Raw genomic sequence first — 20,512 nt, 5'->3', positions numbered from 1 at the left:
ACCATACAGAGTTTATTTTGTCAAGAAATTTTAAGATTTTAAATTTTTATGGTCTTCTTAAAATTTACTTATAAATCTCTGTGAATCACCACAGAATTTACAAAAAGGCTTCTCAAATATCTTGCTATCTCTTCTGCTATAACCACTGACCTGTGCTTTCCTCCTGTGCATCCAATTGCTATTGTTATATAAGGTCTACCTTCTTTTTTATACCCTGAAAGTGCATAATTCAAAAAATTTTTTATATATTTTAAAAATTCTACTGTTTCATTCTGCTTTAATACAAAGTTTTTTACTTCCTCATCTGTTCCATTCAAATCTGTTAAAAAAGGAACAAAATAAGGATTTGGCAGGAATCTTGCGTCAAACACCAGGTCTGCATTTGCAGGAATTCCTTTTTTATAACCAAAGGACATAACAGTTACTGAAGGAGATATCTCTTCTGCTCCATATAGTGAGCGGATTAAAAACTTCAATGCATGAGGATTAAAGTTGGATGTATCAATAATCCGGTCTGAACAACTTCGAATAGGATAAAGTAAAACTCTTTCCTGCTTGATTGCCTTAAGCAAATCGTTATACAACCCTGAAAGAGGGTGTGGCCTTCTTGTTTCTTTATACCGTAAAAGAATCGTTTCATCGTCAGCTTCCATGAATAGAACTTCGGTTTTATAAAGATTTTTTATCTTTTTAAGAACTTCAGTCGCTTTTTCAAGAAATTGCTGAGCCCTGATATCAATTCCAATTGCAATATTTCTAAAACTGCTGAATTCATTCAACATTCCCAGGAATTCAAGAATAACAGGAGGTGGCAAATTATCAACGCAGAAAAAACCTATATCCTCAAGCGTTCTAATAGTAACAGTTTTCCCCCCTCCGGAAAGCCCTGTTACTATTATTATAAATTTTTCAAGGGGCAAAGCAATATTCCAACCTATCTGGCAGGTTCAATTAATCCGTAGTTGCCGTCTTTTCTTCTGTATACCACGTTAACATCTCCTGTGAAGGAATTGATAAACATAAAAAAATCTTTATCTAAAAGTTCCATCTGATCAACTGCTTCTTCAGGAGACATCGGTCTTAAATCAAATTTTTTATATTTGACAATTCCTTTGGGAGACTCGGGTTTCCCTTGAGATGTGGATGGATATTTTATAGTTTCTTTTTTATTTTTGTCCTGAATCTTTTCTTTATACTTTAAAATCTGTTTTTCAAGTTTTTCTACAACCTGGTCAACTGCTGAGTATAAATCTTCAGTTTTCCCTTCAGCCTGAATTAAATGTCCATCTACTTTTAAAAGAACATCTATTTTATGTGTAAACTTCTCGGTACTTATTGTTACCACCGCTTCTGACTGGTCATTTAAAAATTTGTCAAATTTGCTTATTCTCTTTTCAATATACTGCCTCAATGCTTCTGTAACATCGATATTCTTGCCTCTAATGGTTATTTTCATCATTTTCCTCCCTAATATTTTTTTAGTTTTCTTAAAGGCTTTGGTGGTATCTTAAGTTCTTCTCTATATTTTGCAACAGTTCTACGGGCAATATCTATCCCCCGTTTCTGAAGTATCTCTGCAATTTCTTTATCAGAAAGAGGATTTTCTGCTTTTTCTTCGTTGATAATGTTTTGAATCAATTCTTTTACAAGGGTAGTAGAGACATTCCCTTGATTTGAAGATAAAGCATTACTGAAGAAAAATTTAAAATTAAATATACCGTGCTCACATGCAAGATACTTGTTTGAGGTTACTCTGCTTATAGTGCTTTCATGAAGTCCAAGCTCACCTGCAACATCTCTTAAATTAAGAGGCCTCAAATAACTTACTCCTTTATCAAAAAAATCTTTTTGAAATTTGAGTAAACTCTCTGTTACTCTGTAAATTGTCTTATTTCTCTGCTCTAAACTTTTTAAAAACTCAACTGCATTTTTAAACTTTTCTTTTAGATATTTTCTTTCCTGAGTCTGAAGTTGTTTTTCTGTAAAAAGCTGTCTGTAAAGTTTATTCAATCGTAATTTTGGAATTCCTTCATCGTTCAATATGATCTGATATTGACCTTCAACTTTGTTTACATAAACATCCGGGACTGGAACATTTACCATTGTTTTAGAAAAGTTTCTACCGGGTCTAGGTTCAAGCTTTTCTATAATTTTAACAGCCTTTATAACTTCATCAATTGAAATAGCTAATTTTCTGGCAATATGCTCATACTTTTTCTTTTTTATATCATCAAGATATTCTTCAATCACAGATTTAATGATTGTATTTTCCAATTCAAGTGCTCTTATCTGTAAAATTAAACATTCTTTAAGATTTCTGGCACCTACTCCGGCTGGATCAAATCCCTGAACAACTTCAATAGCTTTTTTTACAGATTCAATATCTGTTTCAGACATTTTTGCTATTTCTTCTTCTGTTGCCTTAAGATACCCGTCCTCATCAATATTTCCTATAACCATCTCTGCAACCACTCTTATTTTATCCGGAGCTTTACTCAATCTTAACTGCCACAACAAATGTTGCCATAAATCATCTGTTGTTGAATAAAAAAGTTCAAACGATGGTTTTTCTTCTATGCCAAGATTAAAATATCCAAGGTCTCTTCCATCATCTGCTCTTTCAGTGAAATAGTCATCTATCATTATTTTTTCTAATTTATCAACAGCCAATGGTTCATCGGATTCCTCTACTGTCTGCTCTTTTTCCTGAATATTTTCAAGATCCTCATCGAGTTCCAGCATTGGATTTTCCATTAATTCAAGCTGAATATACTGACTTAACTCAAGCTGTGGCAACTGAAGAAGTTTTAGCTGAAGTTGAAGCTGAGGTGTAAGTGCAAGTTTTTGAGTTAGTCTTAAATCTGCTCGCTGTTCAAGTGCCATTATAATCTGAACTCCTCTCCAAGATATGCTTCTCTTACAACAGGGTCGTTAACAAGCGTATCAGGAGAGCCTTCAGCAAGGAGTTTGCCGCTGTGTATTATAAACGCTCTGTCAGTTATAGCAAGAGTCTCTCGAACATTATGGTCAGTTATTATTACGCCTATTCCCCTGTTTTTAAGCTGTTTTATGGTCTTGGTTAATTCAACCACAGCCAGAGGGTCTATGCCGGCAAAAGGTTCATCAAAAAGCATAAAAATAGGTCTCAATGCAATTGCCCTTGCAATTTCAGCCCTTCTTCGTTCTCCGCCTGAAAGTTTATAACCTTCTCTATCGGCAAACTCGGTAAGATTAAACTCCTCAAGAAGTTGATTAACCTCATCATCAATCCTCTGCATTGCTTCTTTATTACCATCATATTTAATCTCAAGAACAGCCTTCAAGTTATTCCTGACTGTTAATTTTCTGAATATAGAAGGTTCCTGAGGAAGATATCCTATACCAAGCCTCGCTCTCTCATAAATGGGCATTGATGTGATATTTTTGTCATCAAGAAAAATATTCCCACTATCAGGATTTATTATTCCAATCATCATATAGAAAGTGGTTGTCTTACCAGCACCATTTGGGCCTAATAGTCCAACAACCTCACCACTATGCACACTGAAGCTAACGCCTTTAACAGCTTCCTTTTTACCAAAACTCTTTTTTAATTCTTCTACTTTTAAAGTGTTACTCATTTTTCGGTTTTTTTCTCTTTTAAATAAGCCTTACTTTTTTCCACCAGTGATCTGTCATCTTTCATAAAATACGTAATTGTTTCTCCTGTAACAAGATTTTTCCCTTCTGTTGCTCTCGGTTCTCCTGTAAAGATTACTCTTTCTTCTGGTTCAGGATAATAAGTTGCCTTACGGGAAGTTATAACTCTATCACCTTTTATAAGCTTTACATCTCCAATTGCTTCAATCATTTTGATACTTCCATCTTTCTGTTCATCCTCATAATAAACAATCATTTTCTTTGCATATAAAGTAACCTCGCCTCTTTTAGCAACAACATTATCTTCAAAAGTTGCTGTTTTTGCCTTACTGTCATTAATAAGAGTCTTCGAAGTTATTATAATGGGCTCTGATGTTTCTTTTTTCTCCTCAGCAAAAATTGGATTGATAATCAGAACAAAAAAAGCTAAAAATATCAGGCTACTTCTTATTAGCGTATACAATTGCCACCACCCCTTTATTTAGTTCTACTAAATCAGCATTAGCTTTTCCAGAATTACCATTGACAGAAAATTTTTTAGTTTCAATCTTAAGTGGTTTCTCTGAATAAAGAGTTCCTTCTTTTGGACTCCAGTATGCTTCTGTACCATAAACTGTGTAATTCTTTGAAAATCCTTCAATGCCTCCGCTCAGGGTAAGATTACCGGTTTCAGGATAGTAAAAGCCTCGCTGAGCTTTTACTGTAAACTCTTTATCAGGAAAAAACATTGTAAGATTTTTCAAATCCATAAATTTCCCATCATCACTCATAAAGGCTTCATCAGATGCAAGCTTTAGCTTTAACTGACCATCTTTCTTCTGAATAAATTCAGCGTTTTTAAAAACTGAACCTTCCATTGAGATTTTTACCTTTATTGGGGACTCCTTATCCATATAATCAATGACTAAAAGTAAGATACCTACACTTATCAAGCCTGCCAAAATTAATACAATTTTTTTCATCTCTGTTTAAATATACCATAAAAAATCCTTAAGGTGCGATTTGATAAAAACTGTTTAAAAAATTTGAAGATGTTATAATTTCCTCATCTTATTATAATTTAATGCAAAGATGATCTTTAACACATTAACAGGCTTATCCATTCAGTACCGGAAGGTTATGTTATACTACAAAATGCATATAATTCCAGCAATTGACCTAAAAGATGGCAAATGTGTAAGACTTCGTCAGGGCAAATTTCATGATATTACTGTTTATTACAATAATCCTGAGGAAGCTGCGTTAAAGTGGCAGAACGAAGGAGCAAAAGTACTTCATGTTGTTGATCTTGATGGAGCAAAATCAGGCAAGATTCAGAACCTTCCAGCCATAAAAAAAATCAGGGAAACATTTCATGGAACCATTGAGGTTGGTGGAGGTATTAGAAAATTAGAAGATATCGAGCTTCTGTCTATGGCAGGAGTTGACAGGGTTATTCTCGGAACAGTGACGGTTGAAAATCCTGATTTTACAAAATATGTATGCAAAAGATTCCCGGACAAAATTATAGCTGGAATAGATGCAAAAAATGGATTTGTGGCTGTTAAAGGATGGCTTGAAGTTACAGATATTAAAGCAACAGAGTTTGCTATAAAGATGCAAGACTATGGTATTTGGGGAATAATTTATACTGATATATCGAGGGATGGGATGCTATCAGGTCCGAATATTGAAGCTACAAAAGCTGTTGTTGAAGCTGTAAAAGTTCCCGTTATTGCTTCGGGAGGAGTGTCGTCAATTGACGATATAATTAGACTCTCAGAAATTGAAAGTCTCTGGGGAGTGATAATTGGTAAAGCTCTCTATCATGGAACAGTGAACCTAAAAGAAGCAATTAACTTGATTGAATCGAAGAAAAAATAAAAACTCAAGCTAGATTTATGTTTTGATATTGAAATCAAAAAATATCGAAGATCAAGATAGAATTATGAATTTATGTTAAAATTTTCTATGAAACTTCATGGAGGACATAGATGCTTATTATTGGCGAAAGACTGAGTATTATCTCAAAAAAAGTTCGTGAAGCATTAATAAAAAAGGATAAAGAGCCAATAAAACAGATAGCAATTGAGCAATGGAACTTCGGTGCACAAATGATTGAGGCAAATATAGGACCTGCTGAAGATAGAGGGGAAGAGCTAATGGAATGGATAGTAACAACAATCCAGGAGTCAGTTCCTCTTCCAGTATCACTTGATACAACCAATCCAGCAGCAATGGAAGCAGGGCTTAAAATTCATAATAATCAATGGGGCAAGCCTTTGATCAATTCTACTTCTCTTGATCCTGAGAGGTTTATTATGTTTGAACTCGCAGCAAAATACAGCGTTCCGATAATTGCTCTTACAGTTGGGAAAGGAGGACTTCCAAGAGATGCTGAAGAAAGAGTTGAAATAGCTGTTCAGCTAATGGAAAAATCTGTAGAGTATGGAATTTCACTTGAAGATATATATCTCGATCCACTGGTATTACAGATATCTGGCTCTCAGAATCAGGCAAAAGAAGTTTTAAAAGCAGTGAGACTTTTTCATGAACTCAATGACCCTCCAATGAAAACAATCGTCGGGCTCAGCAATCTTTCAAATGGATGCCCAAAACATTTAAGACCCGTATTGAATAAATACTTTTTCGCTCTGTTGATGTATGAAGGACTATCAGCAGCAATTGTAAATCCCGCAGAAGTAATCGAAGTGGTTAAAACAATAAATGTTATTACAGGCAAAACTCTTTATGCCCATTCTTATCTTGAAATATAAGGTGTAACATGAGCCTTCAAATAGTGAAAGAAACATATAATGGGAAAATCCCAGAAATTGTATTTGGAAGGGATAAAAAAGCATCTTTTGGAGGAGCATCAGCATTACCCTTTCATTTCTTTGAAGGTGAATTTCCACATAAGCCCTTGATTGCGTTTGAAATTCAGGATGTCACACCAGAGGATTATCCAGAGGAAATTGCAAAGGTTTACTCTTCAGTATGGGATGACAGTATTAGATGGGCAAAATTCTGTGAATCTATCGGTGCAGAAGCAATAGCCCTAAGACTTGCAAGCACTCATCCAGACAGTAAGGATAGTTCTTCTGAACAAGCAGCTGATAAGGTTAAAAAACTACTTGATGAAATAAATCTTCCTCTTATAATTCTTGGAAGTAACCATACTGAAAAAGATGCCGAGGTTCTTCCTGTTGTTGCAGATGCTGCAAGAGGTTATAACTGCATCATCGGAAAAGCACAGGAAAGTAATTACAAGACAATTGCTGCAGCTTCAGTGGCAGGTGGGCATTATCTTATTGCAATGTCTGAGCTCGATGTAAACCTTGCAAAGCAGTTAGATATCCTTATTACCCAGACAGGTTTTCCAAAAGATAAAATAATTATAGATCCAATGTGTTCAGCATTAGGCTATGGTTTTGAATATACATACTCAGTTATGGAGAGGATAAGAATTGCGGGACTGATTCAGGGAGATACTATGTTATGTCAGCCAATGGTTGCAGATGTGGGTTTTTATGTATGGAAAACAAAGGAAACGCAGGCATCTGAAGTAGAAATTCCTGATTGGGGCAGTCTTCATGAAAGGGCTTTAATGTGGGAAGCAGTAACAGCATGTTCATTTCTGATTTCTGGAGCAGACCTGTTAATAATGAGACATCCAGAGGCAGTAAAAATTACACAGACATTTATTGAAGAACTTTTTTCAATAAAGGGGAAATAGATGGCACTTACAGGAATAGAAATTTTCAAGCTTCTCCCCAAGATAAACTGTAAAAAATGCGGATTTCCAACATGTCTTGCTTTTGCAATGAAGGTCGCACAGGGACAGGCAAATATTGAACAATGCCCTGAAGCATCTGATGAAGTAAAAGCAAAGCTTAAAGAAGCATCATCTCCGGCAATTCGCGGAATAATTTTTGGTTTAAAAAATAAACCGATAAAAATCGGAGAAGAACAGTGTTTGTTCAGACATGAAAAAAAGTTTTTTAATCCTCCAGTGTTAACTCGCAGAATAAAGGACATCGATGAAAATATAGAGGAGCTCGTTGAGGACGTTTTGAATTCTCAAATTGAAAGAGTTGGAGAATTTCTTAAAATCGATGCAATATTTCTTGAAAATAAATCCTCAGATGTTGAGAAATTCACAACAGCATTACAAAAAATAATCAACAAAGCAGAAATACCTGTTATTCTTGGAACATTCAATCCTGATGCTGCAAAGTCAGCTCTTAATCTCTTAAAAAATAATGAAATATTAACAAAAAACCGTCCCATTCTCTTTGCTGCAAATGAAGAGAACATTGCTCAGATGACTCAGATAGCAAAACAGTACAATATTCCACTGGTAATCACAGCCAAAGGAATAGAAAAGGTTATCTCTTTAATTGATAAGGCATCCGCTCAGGGGATTGAAGATTTATTAATTGATACTCAACCCAAGACAGCAGGTGAACTTATGAGAGATAACACATTAATAAGACGGGCAGCTTTGAAAAAAAAGGTTAAATCAGCCGGATATCCAATAATAACATTTGCCATGCGTGATTCAGAATTTTATGAAACTGTAACTGCATCACTGGCAATTCTTAAATACTCATCAATTATTGTTTTAAACAGCACTCCAAAATGGAAAAATCTGATTCTTTTCACATTAAAACAAAACATTTATTCCGATCCTCAGGTTCCGATGCAGGTAAAACAGGATATATACAGAGTTGGTGAAGCAGACGATATGAGTCCTATCATTATTACAACTAATTTTGCACTTACTTATTTCCTCGTTAAAGGGGAAATAGAAAACAGCAAGATTCCAACATGGCTTGGCATAATGGATTGTGACGGATTAAGTGTTCTTACAGCATGGGCAGCTGGAAAGTTTTCAGCTGGCAAAATTGCTCAATTTATAAAAGAAAGTGGTATGGAGGAAAAACTCAAACATAAAGAGCTCATAATTCCAGGATATGTTGCCATGCTCAAGGGTGCTATTGAAGATAAATTACCTCAATGGAAAGTTGTTATAGGACCAAAAGAAGCAAGTGCACTTCCTGCATTTTTGAGAAACTATATGAGGAACAGAAGATGATAGATAAATTGATATCAATAGCTCAAGGTGCTATAAATCATCTTTTTGATAAAACATTCTCGTTATTATCTAAAATAATATCCGAGCATGGAACATCGTCCTTTGAGCTTCCTGATACTGCCTATGGAATTCCTTTAATCTATGCTCTTGAAGGAATAAAGATAACAACAGTTGAAGAAATTAAAGATTTCATGAATAAGATTCAGCAGTTGGATTCCCAGACTCTATCATATCTTTATTTAGCTGAAATATATCTAACTCTTCAATATATCAGAGGAGAAGAACCTGAGAAACACGATAAAGGTCAATACTATGGTTTTCTCGGAGACACAGTTCAAAGAACACTTGGAGTGCAACTTGTTGATGGAAGGATTCCCGCAGTAGCAGTGCTAATAGGAAAGGCTAACTATGACAATATCTCAAAAATTGTAAAAGAGCTTCAAGAAAAGAAGATTCTCACCTTTTTAATAGGCAGTATTGCAGAGGATTTTGTAACAAATTCAGATAAAACAGGCTTTGAAGTTTATGTTGTTCCTGTTGGAACAAAGATAGAGCAAACTGTATATGTTATTGACTGGGCAGTCAGGTCATCCCTGATTTTCGGAGGCCAGATTCCAGGTCAAAAAGATGCAATTTTAGAATATGTAAGAAATAGAGTTAATGCTTTTGCCTGTGTGTTTGGAAAGATTAATGAATCAGCAGTTGCCACTGCCTTAAGTGCAATATACTTTGGTATTCCTGTTATCTCTGACCAGGATTTACCAGAACTTAAAATTTCTGAAATAGCTGATTACCCTCTGCTCACATCAGAAAAGAACTATGAAAAAACTGTCAAAAAAGCTCTGGAAACACGAGGTTTGAAAATAGTTGTTGAAAAACCACCCATTCCTGTATCTTATGGACCCGCATTTGAGGGTGAACGCATAAGGAAAGAGGACACATTTATTGAGTTTGGAGGACAGAGGACTCCTTCATTCGAATGGGTAAGAATGAAAAACATCTCAGAAATAGAAGACGGGAAAACTGAAATAATTGGGACTGAGTGGAAAAGTCGTTATGAAAAAGGCGGTCAGATGCCTCTTGGAATAGTTGTGAATGTTGCAGGCAAAAAAATGCATAAAGACTTTGAGCCTGTAATTGAAAGACAGATTCATTCATTTATTAATGAAGCTGAAGGACTATGGCACATTGGGCAAAGAGACATCAACTGGATAAGAATCAGCAAAATGGCAAAAGAAGCTGGAATAAGCCTTGAGCATCTTGGGGTTATTCTTGCAAGCATGGTTAAGGCAAGATTTAAAAGCATCGTTGATAAAGTAGAAGTTTATCTATATGTGGATGAAAAAGATGTTTTAACGCTAATGGACGAAGCAAGAAAGGAATATAAAGAAAGGGATCAAAGACTTGCAAAACTTACAGATGAAGATATTGATACGTTTTACTCCTGTCTTTTATGTCAGAGTTTTGCACCAAAACATGTATGTGTCATAACTCCTGAACGCCCTGGTCTCTGCGGAGCATTTACATGGCTTGATGCTCGTGCAGCTTATGAGATTGAGCCAACTGGAGGAAATCAGCCTGTTGAAAAGGGGGAGCTCATTGACCCAATTTATGGAAGATACAGTGGAGTTGATTCTTATGTTAAAAAACATTCAGGTGGAGAAATTGAGACAATAAATCTTTACTCAATTATGGAAAATCCAATGACATCCTGTGGATGTTTTGAATGTATTATAGCTGTTACACCTGAAGCAAATGGAGTGATGATTGTAAATCGTGGATACAATGGAATGACGCCAATTGGTATGAAGTTTTCAACCATTGCTGGAATGATTGGAGGAGGAGTTCAGGTTCCAGGTTTTATGGGAGTCGGAGTTAATTACATTACATCAAGAAAGTTCCTTAAAGGAGATGGTGGGATAAAAAGAATTGTCTGGATGCCAAAGGAACTTAAAGAAAGAATAAGAGAAAGCTTCCAAAAACGAGCTCAGGAAGAAGAAGTTCCTGACCTTTTTGAAAAAATTGCAGATGAAACAGTTTGCGAAGATGTTGAATGTCTTGTAGATTTTCTTGCAAGAGTTAACCATCCAGCACTGCAATTGGATTCTATAATAAAATAGTAATCTTACTTTTAAATCTCTTAATTTCTCAGTTGAAATTCAAAACCTTGTTTGATATAATTCAATAACATGAATATAAATCCTCTGATACCCTACCCTGAAACACTTCCAGTACCTGCCTGGATTTTAATTGTTTTAGAACAGTTTTTTTTCTTCATTCATATCTTACTGATCAATTCAATTTTGGGGATAAGTGTCGTTCTTTTTTATAAATGGATTAAAACCGAGAAAGAGACTGATTTTATTGATTTAAATAAACCCCTTGCACAAAAAATTCCCATTCTTTTTGCTATTGCGATAAACATGGCAATACCAGCACTCTTATTTATTCAGGTTGTTTTTGGAAATCTTTTCTATACAAGTTCAATACTAATAGGAACATTCTGGATTTCGATCATACCTCTGCTGATTCTTGCCTATTATGCTGCGTATTTTCACTACAGAAAGTTTGAAACTTCAAAGTTTGCCAAAATAGCTCTATTGCTAGTTGTTCTGACTATTTTTTACATCTCTTTTATTTTTGTTAACAACATATCTCTCATGGAATTGCCTCAAAAATGGAACAGATATTTTACAAACAGGTCAGGAACAATTATAATCCTCGATGAATTAACTATCTTTGCAAGATATTTTCATTTTCTTGTTGCATCCTTTGCTATTGGTGGGCTTTTTTATGCTATTTATTACAAATTCAGAAGAAATCTTGATAACGCAGTGAAAACATCAAAAATCAAAGAAGGTTTGAAAATTTTCAGTTATTCGACATTGCTACAAATTATGATTGGCATAGTTTTTCTTTTAAGCCTCCAAAAAAGTATTATGCTAAAGTTCATGGGAGATGATCCAATTGCAACTACAGTATTTGTTTCTGGTATAACCTTTGCCATAATTAGCTTTATTTACGGACTCAGAGAAAATGTAACTGCTACCGCAGTTTTTACACTGGCTACCATTGCTTCAATGGTAATTAATCGATATAATCTAAGAATTTTTCAACTTGGAGATAATTTTAACCTTTCCTGGTTAATGATGACGCCACAGTGGGATGTGTTTATTATTTTTGTGATCGTCCTTATTATCGGTTTAACTGTCATAGCCTGTCTGCTTAAAACAGCTTTTTCAAAGAGTGTGACAAAATGAACTATCCGGTCTGGGAGCTTTATTATCTTAACTCTGGAACATTAATTGCTATAATCGCCGTTCTTCATGTTTTTATATCTCATTTTGCAGTGGGTGGCGGGATATTTTTATGGCTTACTGATTTAAAAAGTGTGAAAGAAAAGAATCCCGAACTCAGGGACTATGTCAGAAAACATATCTGGTTTTTCCTTTTACTTACAATGGTTTTCGGAGGAGTATCTGGAGTTGGTATTTGGTTTATAATTGCCCTGTCAAACCCTTGGGCAACATCAATTCTCATACATAACTTTGTGTTTGCATGGGCTATTGAGTGGGTATTTTTCATGGTTGAAATTATATCTCTTTTACTCTATCACTATAAATTTGAAATGCTTTCAGAGAGATTCAGGCTCAGAGTAGCTTTTATCTATGCAGTATCAGCATGGTTAAGTCTTTTTGTAATTAATGGAATAATTACATTTATGCTTACACCAGGAGATTGGTTAAAAACTTTCAGCTTCTGGGATGGGTTTTTTAATCCCACAAATTTACCAGCTCTGCTCTTCAGAACAGGAATCTGCGTAATGTTTGCAGGACTTTTTGGTTTTGTTACAGCTGTATTTTTGCCTGAAAGTGGCTTCAAAACACAACTTCTTAAATATTGTGCAAAATGGCTTTATATTCCATTACCATTTCTTATTCTTTCAGGTTTCTGGTATTTTTATGCTATTCCTGAGAATGCAAGAATAACAAACTTCTGGTTAAACAGACAGACAGGTAATACAGTTACTGTATTTATCATATCTACAGTTTTGCTATATTTACTTGCCATATTGTTTATTTTCAAAACCTCAAGAAAACTTCAGCAAATTACCGTATTTATTCTACTGATGATCGGACTTGCATGGATTGGTGGATTTGAGTATATGCGGGAATATGCAAGAAAACCCTACGTTATTTATGAATATATGTATTCTTCATCAATAATGGTGTCTGACGAGGAAAGACTCAATAAAGAAGGATTATTAAAATATGCGAAATGGTCAAAAATCAAGGAAATGACAGAAGAAAATAAACTTGAGACTGGCAGAGAGATTTTTAATCTTCAATGTCTTAGCTGCCATACAGTGGGAGGAGTTAAAAATGACATCATTGAGAAAACCAGAGGATTTACGTATTTTGGAGTTCTTACACAACTTTATGGGCAGGGAAAAGTCCTTGATTATATGCCAAAATTCATTGGCACTGAAAAGGAGATAGAAGCTTTGGCAACTTTTATTGTTAAGGGATTGCATCATAAAGATGCAACTTTGCCTTTGATGAGCTACAAAATTAAAGAGGAAAAAATAGAGATTCCTTCATTTAATGCATCAAAGGACGAATACATTCTTCTTGTGTGGAACGATCTTGGAATGCATTGCCTTAGTGATTCTGACAGATGGTTCATATTCTTACCTCCTGCAAATAATCTCGAGGCATTATTGATTAAGCGCGGTGCAAAACCAGAGATAATAACTACAGGAGTTCAAATTAGATATCAGATTGAAAAGGGTTTTGAAAATCCATCAAAACATGTGAAATTCTGGAATTATGCTGAGTTTTATTTCGGCAAAAATTTTCCAGAAAATGTGGGAATAACAGAAAAAGGACTTCATGGTTTATTTGACCTTGATGAACAAAATGGGGTTTTCATTGCCAAGGCTTTGCCTGTTGTACCATACAATGATGATGGAACATATAATCCATATCCTGTTTTTGATATACAGGCAATAGACAAAAATAGAGGGATAATATTGCAAAAAACAAAAGTTGTTGCTCCGGTTTCAACTGAATTAAGATGCATGATATGTCATGAAGGTGGATGGCGGTGGAATGGAATCTCAGGCATATCAGATGAAACAGCAATAAATATTCTTAAAACACATGACAGGCATAATAAAACAAAACTTTATCAATCAGCATTAAGAGGTAAGCCGATCCTCTGTCAGAGTTGTCATGAAGATGTAGCTGTTGGTTCAAAAGGAGTTAAAGGACACAATAGCTTTTCAGTTTCCATACATGCTTGGCACGCAAACTACATTCCATACAGAGACGCAAGAGCTTGCAATCTATGTCATCCCAATGATCCTCAGGGAAATACAAGATGCAATCGTGATATTCATTCCAGACTTGGCATTCAATGCACTCAATGCCATGGAAGTCTTCATGAACATGCCACAGCTCTTCTGCTGGGCCAGAAAAACTCAAGATCAGCTAACATTTTAATAAAAAACCTTAATCCAGAAACTCCACTTTATGAGATAAATGCTCGCAAACCATGGATAAATGAGCCAGACTGTCTTGGATGTCATACAGGATTTCAAAAACCTTTAAACTCATCAAATGGATTTAATAAGTGGACAGCTAACATTAATATGCTTTTTAAAACAAAAAAAGAAAACATGAATAGAATTCCCTGTATTGCCTGCCACAGCTCCACCCATGCAATATATCCTGCATTCAACCCATATGGAACAAACAGAGACAACATTCAGGCAATGCAGTATCAGGGAATGCCTTTGCCAATTGGAGGAGAGGTTAAATGCGAAGTATGCCATAAAATTAAAATGAATACGTCCATGCATCACGCAAATATGATCAGAACTTTCAGAAACAAGGCACTTTTAAATAACTATTAACTAATAAAAAATTACAAAGAATAGCTTTTTCTGGTAAAATTTTAGATATAAATCATTATTGGAGGAATTATTATGGCAGTACTAAACAAAGAGGTTGATATTGTAAGAGGAGATGTTATTTATGATGATGGTATGCATAAATTTATCTGGCTTGGCTGGGAAGAACATGAAGAAGAAGGACTTGTTCAGGTCAATCAGTATTTGATTGAGAACAAAGGAATCGGAGTAATACTGGACCCAGGTGGTATTCATGTTTTTCCCAGAGTAGTTGCCAACGTTTCTAGATATCTTGATCTTGAAAAAATTCAACATCTTTTTTTCTCTCATCAGGATCCTGATGTATCATCGGGTGTAGCCTTGTGGCTCAGTGTCACGCCAGCAAAAGTTTATATTTCAGAGTGGTGGGTCAGATTCCTTCCGCATTATGGAATATTTGATGTCAGTAGAGTAGTTAAATTACAGGATAAAGGTGGTAGAATTCAGTTACCTTCTGGAGATTTTCTTGAAATAATACCAGCACATTTTCTGCATTCAATTGCAAACTTTAATGTATATGATTCTCGCTCTAAAACACTCTTTACTGGAGACATAGGAGCAGCAATCTTCTCAAAAGGACAAAGATATACCTATGTTGAAGATTTTGACAACCATTTAAAACTCATGGAGGGCTTTCACAAACGATATCTTGCTTCAAACACTGTGATAAAAAAATATCTTAACAGAATAAGCAGACTTGATATCCAGATAATTGCTCCACAGCATGGAGCAATTATCTATAAAAAAGAGCATATAGAGAGATTTTTCAGCTGGCTTGGTAATTTAAGATGTGGTGTTGACATCTCTGATGAGTTGTACGGATAGGAGGGAAAATATGTTTTTTAAAAAAAATAAAAAACCTATATTAACAAAAAAAAATGTAGATACAAATCTTTCCCTTATTAAAATATTGTCTTCAGGTCTTATTAAATCAAATATTGTAGGTTCCACAATTTCAAATACTATGGGATTAATAGACTCCAATTTTTCACGAATAAAAGACGATGTCTCTTCGATAGCCACTGCTATGGAAGAGATTGATACAACGATAAGGGACATGTCACAAAGTGTGGCTTCAATAAATGAAGAAGTTCAGGAAATGGTTAAACACAATGAAACAATGGATAAAGAGCTTGAAAAGAGAGTAAAAGACATTGAAGCACATAATGAAAAAATAATAGAGGTTGTTACAAATATAAAAGATCTAGGACACGCTACTGAAAACATAGGTAATATCGTAACATCTATCTCTGATGTCGCAGATCAAACAAATCTTCTTGCTCTAAATGCATCAATTGAAGCAGCAAGGGTTGGAGAAGCAGGAAGAGGTTTTGCAGTTGTTGCAGATGAAATTAGAAAACTCTCTCAGAAAACAGAAACATTAACTAAGGATATAAGCAAAATACTTGGGGATCTGAGCACCAGGGTTACATATGCTGTTGGAGAAGTAGAAAAAATAAAAGAACTATTCTCTAACATTGAAAACGATATGAAAAATATAAGAAAAGCATTCGAAGGAACAAAAACCATGTCTGATACAGTTGGTGATGCTGTTAATACTCTTTCAACAGCCATTGAAGAACAGAGCCAGGTTTTGACAGATGTTTCAAAGAGAGTTACAAATACAGCATCCATGCTTACTGAAACATACAAAGTTTTTTCAACGGTTGTAAAAGTAAATGACGAAATCTCAAAGATAACTAAATTTTAACCTATGTCCGAAAATATTTTATCTTTTGCTTTATGTCCTAATGATTTTGAAAAAGATATCAGTAAGTTGCAAAAAGCAATATATTCAATTGCTTGCTGTCTTAAAAAAGAAATAAAATTGATAACATTTAAAAATTTTTCAGAAGAAGAAAGTGCTCTTGAACAAGAAGAATATCATTTTTTCTATACTGATCCGGATTCTACTTTAAAACTTTTAGATAAAGGTTATTTTATCTTAGGAAAATTTAAAAATGAACAAAGTGCTCTCTGCAGTATAACATCAAAACAATATTTTTCTGAAAAAGATGTAATTAATGTAGCATTAATCAACAAAAAATATTTTTTATTTCCTCTTTTATTTCATAAAAAAGAATTTGAGAAGTTTCATCTGATTTTTGCTGATACTCATAGGGAAGTCTTACATCTTGTAGAAAAAGGTTCTGCAGATATAGGATTTATATATTCAGAAAAATTGGATGAGTTAAAAAATTATACAAACATAAATTTTTCAGAAGATTTCTGTTTTCCAATTCCTCATTATATTCTTGCCCATCCATCTATGAAAAAGTTTAAAGATATAATATTGTCAATTGAAGATATTGAAAAATCAACAGATGAAGAGATTGAAAATCTGAGAAATCTATATAAACAACTAGAACAGATGCTCCAAAACTGGGCATATCACGATATAGTCAATGCATTTATCAATTCTCCCAATATGGGAATCATAATATATCAGGAAAAAGTTATATATGCAAATAACTACGCGATAAATCTGCTTGGTTATACCGAAGAAGAGCTTTATAAAATGAGCAGTCTTGATTTTGTTTATCATGAAGACAGAAAAAAAGTTTTTGAAAACTATAAAAAAAGACTCAGAGGAAAAAAATTCTCTCAGATTTACGAAATTCGTTATATAAAAAAACAAGGGTCTGTTATTTATGTACAATGTTTAACAAATACAATATTTTTTAAAGGAATATATTCAGGGCTTATAGTTTTTTATGATATTACCTCAAAAAAACATGCAGAAAATCTTCGTGAGATTCTTAAACAATCAAATAAAATTATTATTGAATCTTTTACAGAGGAAGATATTTATCATAATATATGTAAAGCCCTTGTTGAAAACCTGGGATTTAAACTCGCATGGGTAAGTCTTATAGATGAGAATAAAATAATTCCTAAATTTCACTATGGAGATCTTTCCGTTTTTTTTAAAGCAATAGACATCCAATATGACAAAAAAGACATTGAAACTCTAAAAACAGGTCAGATAGTTATTAATCCTGATATAAGAACTTATTCAAGAGATAGTTTTTATATAACTGAATTGATTAAAAAAGGTTTAATTTCATCATGTACAATACCGCTTTCAAAAAGCGGGAAAATTGTTGCGCTGCTTAATATATACTCTGAGTTTCCTTATTTTTTCTCCGAATCCATAGTTGATTCACTTAAAGAAATTCAGAAAGATTTATCTTTTGCACTGGAAAAAGTTGAAAAAATAAGGCAGGACATCATTATCTCTGAGGCCATTAAAAATTCTGATATCTGGCTACTTATTACAGATGAAAATGGAAATATTGTTTATGTAAACGAATCCGTTGAAAAAATAAGTGGATATAAAAAAGCGGAGTTAATTGGTAAAAACCCCAGAATATTTAAATCAGGACTCAATCCTCCAGAGTTTTATACAGAAATGTGGAATAATATTCTCTCAGGTAAAATTTTTAATGCAATAACACCTAACAGGAAAAAGAATGGAGAAATTTTCCATGTTGACCTTAAAATTATTCCTATAAGACTTCCTGGTAATATTTTAAGATTTGTTGCTGTGGCAAGTGATATTACCGAAAAAATAGTGCTTTCTGAAAGAATTAAAACACTTCAAAATTATGATGCTCTTACAGGACTTCTAAATCTTAATGGTTTTGCTACAACTGTTTCATTAAAATTGAAAGAAGCCTCTAGTCTGATTTTATTTATATTAATTGATATATATAATATGACTTATATTAATAAAATTCATGGAATTTCTGCAGGAGATGAACTTTTGAGAAGTTTTGCACAAAGACTAATAAATATTTTTGGACAGACAAATATAATTTCAAGAATCGGATCTGATAGTTTTGGAATCTGTTTAACAATTGATACTGATGAAATATATAACGTTTATTCTAAACTATATGAGTTAAACAACACGATTGTTCAAATAGGCACAAAATCAATTTCTTTCAATATAAATGCTTCTATATCTTTATTCCCAAAAGATGGAAGATCATTCACAACTCTTTATGAAAGGGCAGATATAACACTATCACAGGCAAAAAAAGAAGGTGCAGGAACTATTAAATTTTTTGACCCTGAAATAGAAAAAGAAACAGATAAATTATGGAATGTTATTACCATTGTAAAAAAAGCTGTTGATGAAAACCTGTTTGTTTTCCATTATCAGCCTTATCTTTACACTAACAGTCTGCAAATTGCTGGATTTGAAGCACTAATGAGAATTATTGACAGAGATGGAACAATTTATTATCCAGATTTTTTCATTGACTACATAGAAAACAGTCAATACTTAATGATGTTAGAAAATCGGACAATTAAAGAAGCTATTGAAAAGATAAAAGAATGGAAGACAAACATTTCAATTAATATTTCTGGTAAAACTTTTAACAATGCAAATTTTATAAAAAAAATCTTAGATATTCCTGTTGAAGTTAGAAATAAGCTTACACTTGAGATCACAGAAAGAATATTTATTGAAGATCCATATTTTGCAATAGAATTAATCTCAAGTATTAAAAAATTAACTAATCCTCCAAAAATTGCAATGGATGATTTTGGAACAGGATATTCATCTCTTGCATATCTTAAAGATTTGCCCATTGATATAATTAAAATAGATATAGCATTCATCAGAGATATGATAAAAGACAGGAAAAGTCTTGCCATTGTCCAGACAATTATAGATCTGGCAAAAAGACTTGATAAAATTACTCTGGCAGAGGGAGTTGAAAATAAAGATCAGTATGAAATCTTGAAATCTATTGGATGTGATATGGTGCAGGGATTTCTTTTTTATAAACCAATGCCCAAAGAAAAAGTGAAAAACATATCTCAATAAAAATATTAAAAAGTTTTGATTTCAAATCCTTACAGGAATTCCTTTCTGATGCAGAAATTCTTTAGCCTCTCTTACTGAGTACTCCCTGAAATGAAATATTGATGCTGCCAGAGTAGCATCAGCTTTACCATATGCAAAAGCCTCGTAAAGATGATCAAGTGTGCCTGCTCCACCTGAAGCTATCACAGGAATGTTAACTGCTTCTGATATTGCCTTTGTAAGCTGTATGTCGTAACCTTCTTTTGTGCCATCTCTATCCATACTTGTAAGAAGAATCTCTCCTGCACCAAAAACTTCCATTTTTTTTGCCCATGCTATTGCATCTATTGGACGCATAAGTCTTCCTCCATGAGTGGACAGCACAAACTCTGACTGGTGAGTGTATAAAACATCTTTTAAATCAACATCATCAAACCATGTTTCTTGAGGATATGCCTTTGGATTGAAAGTCTTATCAGTTCTTTTTGCATCAACTGCAACAACAATACACTGAGAACCAAATCGACTCGATGCTTTCTGAATAAAGTAAGGGTCTTTTACTGCAGAAGTGTTTATGGATACCTTGTCAGCTCCAGCATTAAGAAGATTTCTTATGTCATCAATGCTTTTTATCCCTCCACCTACTGTTAACGGCATAAATACAACAGAAGCAGTTTTCTCCACCACATCTATTATTATCTTTCTTTTTTCATGAGAGGCTGTTACATCAAGAAATACAAGCTCATCAGCTTCTTCCTGATCGTAAAAAATTGCATTTTCTACAGGATCTCCAGCATCCCTTAGGTTAAGAAAGTTTACTCCCTTTACAACTCTTCCATCTTTTACATCAAGGCATGGTATTATCCTTTTTGCAAGCATCTGTTACTCCAAAAATTTTTATTAATGCAATTAAATTTTTGCAAAATCAAGATTAAAGATATAATATGTTAGCATATTCATCCTCAATATTGTGATTTTCTCCCAGCAATCAAATACACAGTAGGGTAGTTAACGACATATAAAA

17 protein-coding genes are annotated in these 20,512 nt (G+C 33.9%); 10 read left to right on the top strand and 7 right to left on the bottom strand.

Going from position 1 to position 20,512, the window contains the following annotated elements:
• Nucleotides 1–68: 68 nt before the first annotated feature.
• The 6 genes from rapZ to lptC are packed head-to-tail and all read right to left on the bottom strand — an operon-like array spanning nt 69 to nt 4,601.
• Nucleotides 69–920, bottom strand: a complete 852-nt coding sequence (gene rapZ / locus G581_RS0102590; RefSeq protein WP_051178738.1) for an RNase adapter RapZ — start codon at nt 918–920, stop codon at nt 69–71.
• 14 nt (nt 921–934) lie between these two features.
• Entirely contained in the window at nt 935–1,456 is a 522-nt protein-coding gene (gene hpf / locus G581_RS0102585; RefSeq protein WP_028844477.1) for a ribosome hibernation-promoting factor, HPF/YfiA family, read from the bottom strand.
• A gap of 11 nt (nt 1,457–1,467) precedes the next feature.
• Nucleotides 1,468–2,883: an RNA polymerase factor sigma-54 gene (gene rpoN / locus G581_RS0102580; RefSeq protein ID WP_028844476.1), complete on the bottom strand. Its 1,416-nt coding sequence runs from the start codon at nt 2,881–2,883 to the stop codon at nt 1,468–1,470.
• Nucleotides 2,883–3,620, bottom strand: a complete 738-nt coding sequence (lptB, locus tag G581_RS0102575; protein WP_028844475.1) for an LPS export ABC transporter ATP-binding protein — start codon at nt 3,618–3,620, stop codon at nt 2,883–2,885. The genes rpoN and lptB overlap by 1 nt, the downstream gene beginning before the upstream one ends.
• Nucleotides 3,617–4,102, bottom strand: coding sequence for an LptA/OstA family protein (locus tag G581_RS0102570; protein WP_028844474.1), 486 nt, complete (start codon nt 4,100–4,102; stop codon nt 3,617–3,619). The genes lptB and G581_RS0102570 overlap by 4 nt, the downstream gene beginning before the upstream one ends.
• A complete protein-coding gene (lptC, locus tag G581_RS0102565; protein WP_028844473.1) occupies nt 4,080–4,601 on the bottom strand; it encodes an LPS export ABC transporter periplasmic protein LptC in 522 nt (173 codons plus the stop codon). The genes G581_RS0102570 and lptC overlap by 23 nt, the downstream gene beginning before the upstream one ends.
• Before the next feature lie 172 nt (nt 4,602–4,773).
• Between lptC and hisA the strand changes: the two genes are divergently transcribed.
• From hisA to G581_RS11515, 10 genes are all read left to right on the top strand, one after another.
• Nucleotides 4,774–5,502: a 1-(5-phosphoribosyl)-5-[(5-phosphoribosylamino)methylideneamino]imidazole-4-carboxamide isomerase gene (gene hisA / locus G581_RS0102560; RefSeq protein WP_028844472.1), complete on the top strand. Its 729-nt coding sequence runs from the start codon at nt 4,774–4,776 to the stop codon at nt 5,500–5,502.
• Nucleotides 5,503–5,612: 110 nt separating this feature from the next.
• On the top strand, nt 5,613–6,395 hold the full coding sequence (locus tag G581_RS0102555) for a dihydropteroate synthase (protein WP_028844471.1): 783 nt from the start codon (nt 5,613–5,615) through the stop codon (nt 6,393–6,395).
• 8 nt (nt 6,396–6,403) lie between these two features.
• Nucleotides 6,404–7,354, top strand: a complete 951-nt coding sequence (locus G581_RS0102550; protein WP_028844470.1) for an acetyl-CoA decarbonylase/synthase complex subunit delta — start codon at nt 6,404–6,406, stop codon at nt 7,352–7,354.
• Nucleotides 7,355–8,716, top strand: a complete 1,362-nt coding sequence (gene acsC, locus G581_RS0102545; protein WP_028844469.1) for an acetyl-CoA decarbonylase/synthase complex subunit gamma — start codon at nt 7,355–7,357, stop codon at nt 8,714–8,716. It begins immediately after the preceding gene.
• Complete coding sequence (acsB, locus tag G581_RS0102540; RefSeq protein WP_038064683.1) at nt 8,713–10,836, top strand: acetyl-CoA decarbonylase/synthase complex subunit alpha/beta; 2,124 nt, start codon at nt 8,713–8,715, stop codon at nt 10,834–10,836. Before acsC ends, acsB begins: the two co-directional genes overlap by 4 nt.
• 69 nt (nt 10,837–10,905) lie before the next feature.
• Entirely contained in the window at nt 10,906–11,976 is a 1,071-nt protein-coding gene (locus G581_RS0102535; protein ID WP_028844467.1) for a hypothetical protein, read from the top strand.
• Nucleotides 11,973–14,633, top strand: coding sequence for a c-type cytochrome (locus G581_RS0102530; RefSeq protein ID WP_028844466.1), 2,661 nt, complete (start codon nt 11,973–11,975; stop codon nt 14,631–14,633). Before G581_RS0102535 ends, G581_RS0102530 begins: the two co-directional genes overlap by 4 nt.
• 72 nt (nt 14,634–14,705) lie before the next feature.
• Nucleotides 14,706–15,494, top strand: coding sequence for an oxygen-binding di-iron domain-containing protein (locus tag G581_RS0102525; protein WP_051178736.1), 789 nt, complete (start codon nt 14,706–14,708; stop codon nt 15,492–15,494).
• Between the two features lie 10 nt (nt 15,495–15,504).
• Complete coding sequence (locus tag G581_RS0102520; protein WP_028844464.1) at nt 15,505–16,380, top strand: methyl-accepting chemotaxis protein; 876 nt, start codon at nt 15,505–15,507, stop codon at nt 16,378–16,380.
• A 3-nt stretch (nt 16,381–16,383) separates the two neighbouring features.
• Complete coding sequence (locus tag G581_RS11515) at nt 16,384–19,509, top strand: EAL domain-containing protein (RefSeq protein WP_051178733.1); 3,126 nt, start codon at nt 16,384–16,386, stop codon at nt 19,507–19,509.
• Nucleotides 19,510–19,530: 21 nt separating this feature from the next.
• On the opposite strand, the gene hisF is transcribed toward G581_RS11515, so the two are convergent.
• A complete protein-coding gene (hisF, locus tag G581_RS0102510) occupies nt 19,531–20,367 on the bottom strand; it encodes an imidazole glycerol phosphate synthase subunit HisF (RefSeq protein ID WP_028844463.1) in 837 nt (278 codons plus the stop codon).
• Nucleotides 20,368–20,512: the final 145 nt, after the last annotated feature.

This window comes from Thermodesulfovibrio thiophilus DSM 17215, assembly GCF_000423865.1.
GTDB lineage: Bacteria > Nitrospirota > Thermodesulfovibrionia > Thermodesulfovibrionales > Thermodesulfovibrionaceae > Thermodesulfovibrio > Thermodesulfovibrio thiophilus.
This window is presented reverse-complemented; position numbering and strand designations above follow the sequence as displayed.

Bases quoted from the DNA above. Each gene is read 5' to 3' on its own strand.
- hpf (WP_028844477.1), bottom strand. From the start codon at position 1,456: ATGAAAATAACCATTAGAGGCAAGAATATCGATGTTACAGAAGCATTG.
- acsC (WP_028844469.1), top strand. From the start codon at position 7,355: ATGGCACTTACAGGAATAGAAATTTTCAAGCTTCTCCCCAAGATAAAC.
- hisA (WP_028844472.1), top strand. From the start codon at position 4,774: ATGCATATAATTCCAGCAATTGACCTAAAAGATGGCAAATGTGTAAGA.
- G581_RS0102530 (WP_028844466.1), top strand. From the start codon at position 11,973: ATGAACTATCCGGTCTGGGAGCTTTATTATCTTAACTCTGGAACATTA.
- G581_RS0102525 (WP_051178736.1), top strand. From the start codon at position 14,706: ATGGCAGTACTAAACAAAGAGGTTGATATTGTAAGAGGAGATGTTATT.
- G581_RS0102555 (WP_028844471.1), top strand. From the start codon at position 5,613: ATGCTTATTATTGGCGAAAGACTGAGTATTATCTCAAAAAAAGTTCGT.
- G581_RS0102535 (WP_028844467.1), top strand. From the start codon at position 10,906: ATGAATATAAATCCTCTGATACCCTACCCTGAAACACTTCCAGTACCT.
- rpoN (WP_028844476.1), bottom strand. From the start codon at position 2,883: ATGGCACTTGAACAGCGAGCAGATTTAAGACTAACTCAAAAACTTGCA.
- G581_RS11515 (WP_051178733.1), top strand. From the start codon at position 16,384: ATGTCCGAAAATATTTTATCTTTTGCTTTATGTCCTAATGATTTTGAA.
- hisF (WP_028844463.1), bottom strand. From the start codon at position 20,367: ATGCTTGCAAAAAGGATAATACCATGCCTTGATGTAAAAGATGGAAGA.
- G581_RS0102550 (WP_028844470.1), top strand. From the start codon at position 6,404: ATGAGCCTTCAAATAGTGAAAGAAACATATAATGGGAAAATCCCAGAA.
- lptC (WP_028844473.1), bottom strand. From the start codon at position 4,601: ATGAAAAAAATTGTATTAATTTTGGCAGGCTTGATAAGTGTAGGTATC.
- lptB (WP_028844475.1), bottom strand. From the start codon at position 3,620: ATGAGTAACACTTTAAAAGTAGAAGAATTAAAAAAGAGTTTTGGTAAA.
- G581_RS0102520 (WP_028844464.1), top strand. From the start codon at position 15,505: ATGTTTTTTAAAAAAAATAAAAAACCTATATTAACAAAAAAAAATGTA.
- acsB (WP_038064683.1), top strand. From the start codon at position 8,713: ATGATAGATAAATTGATATCAATAGCTCAAGGTGCTATAAATCATCTT.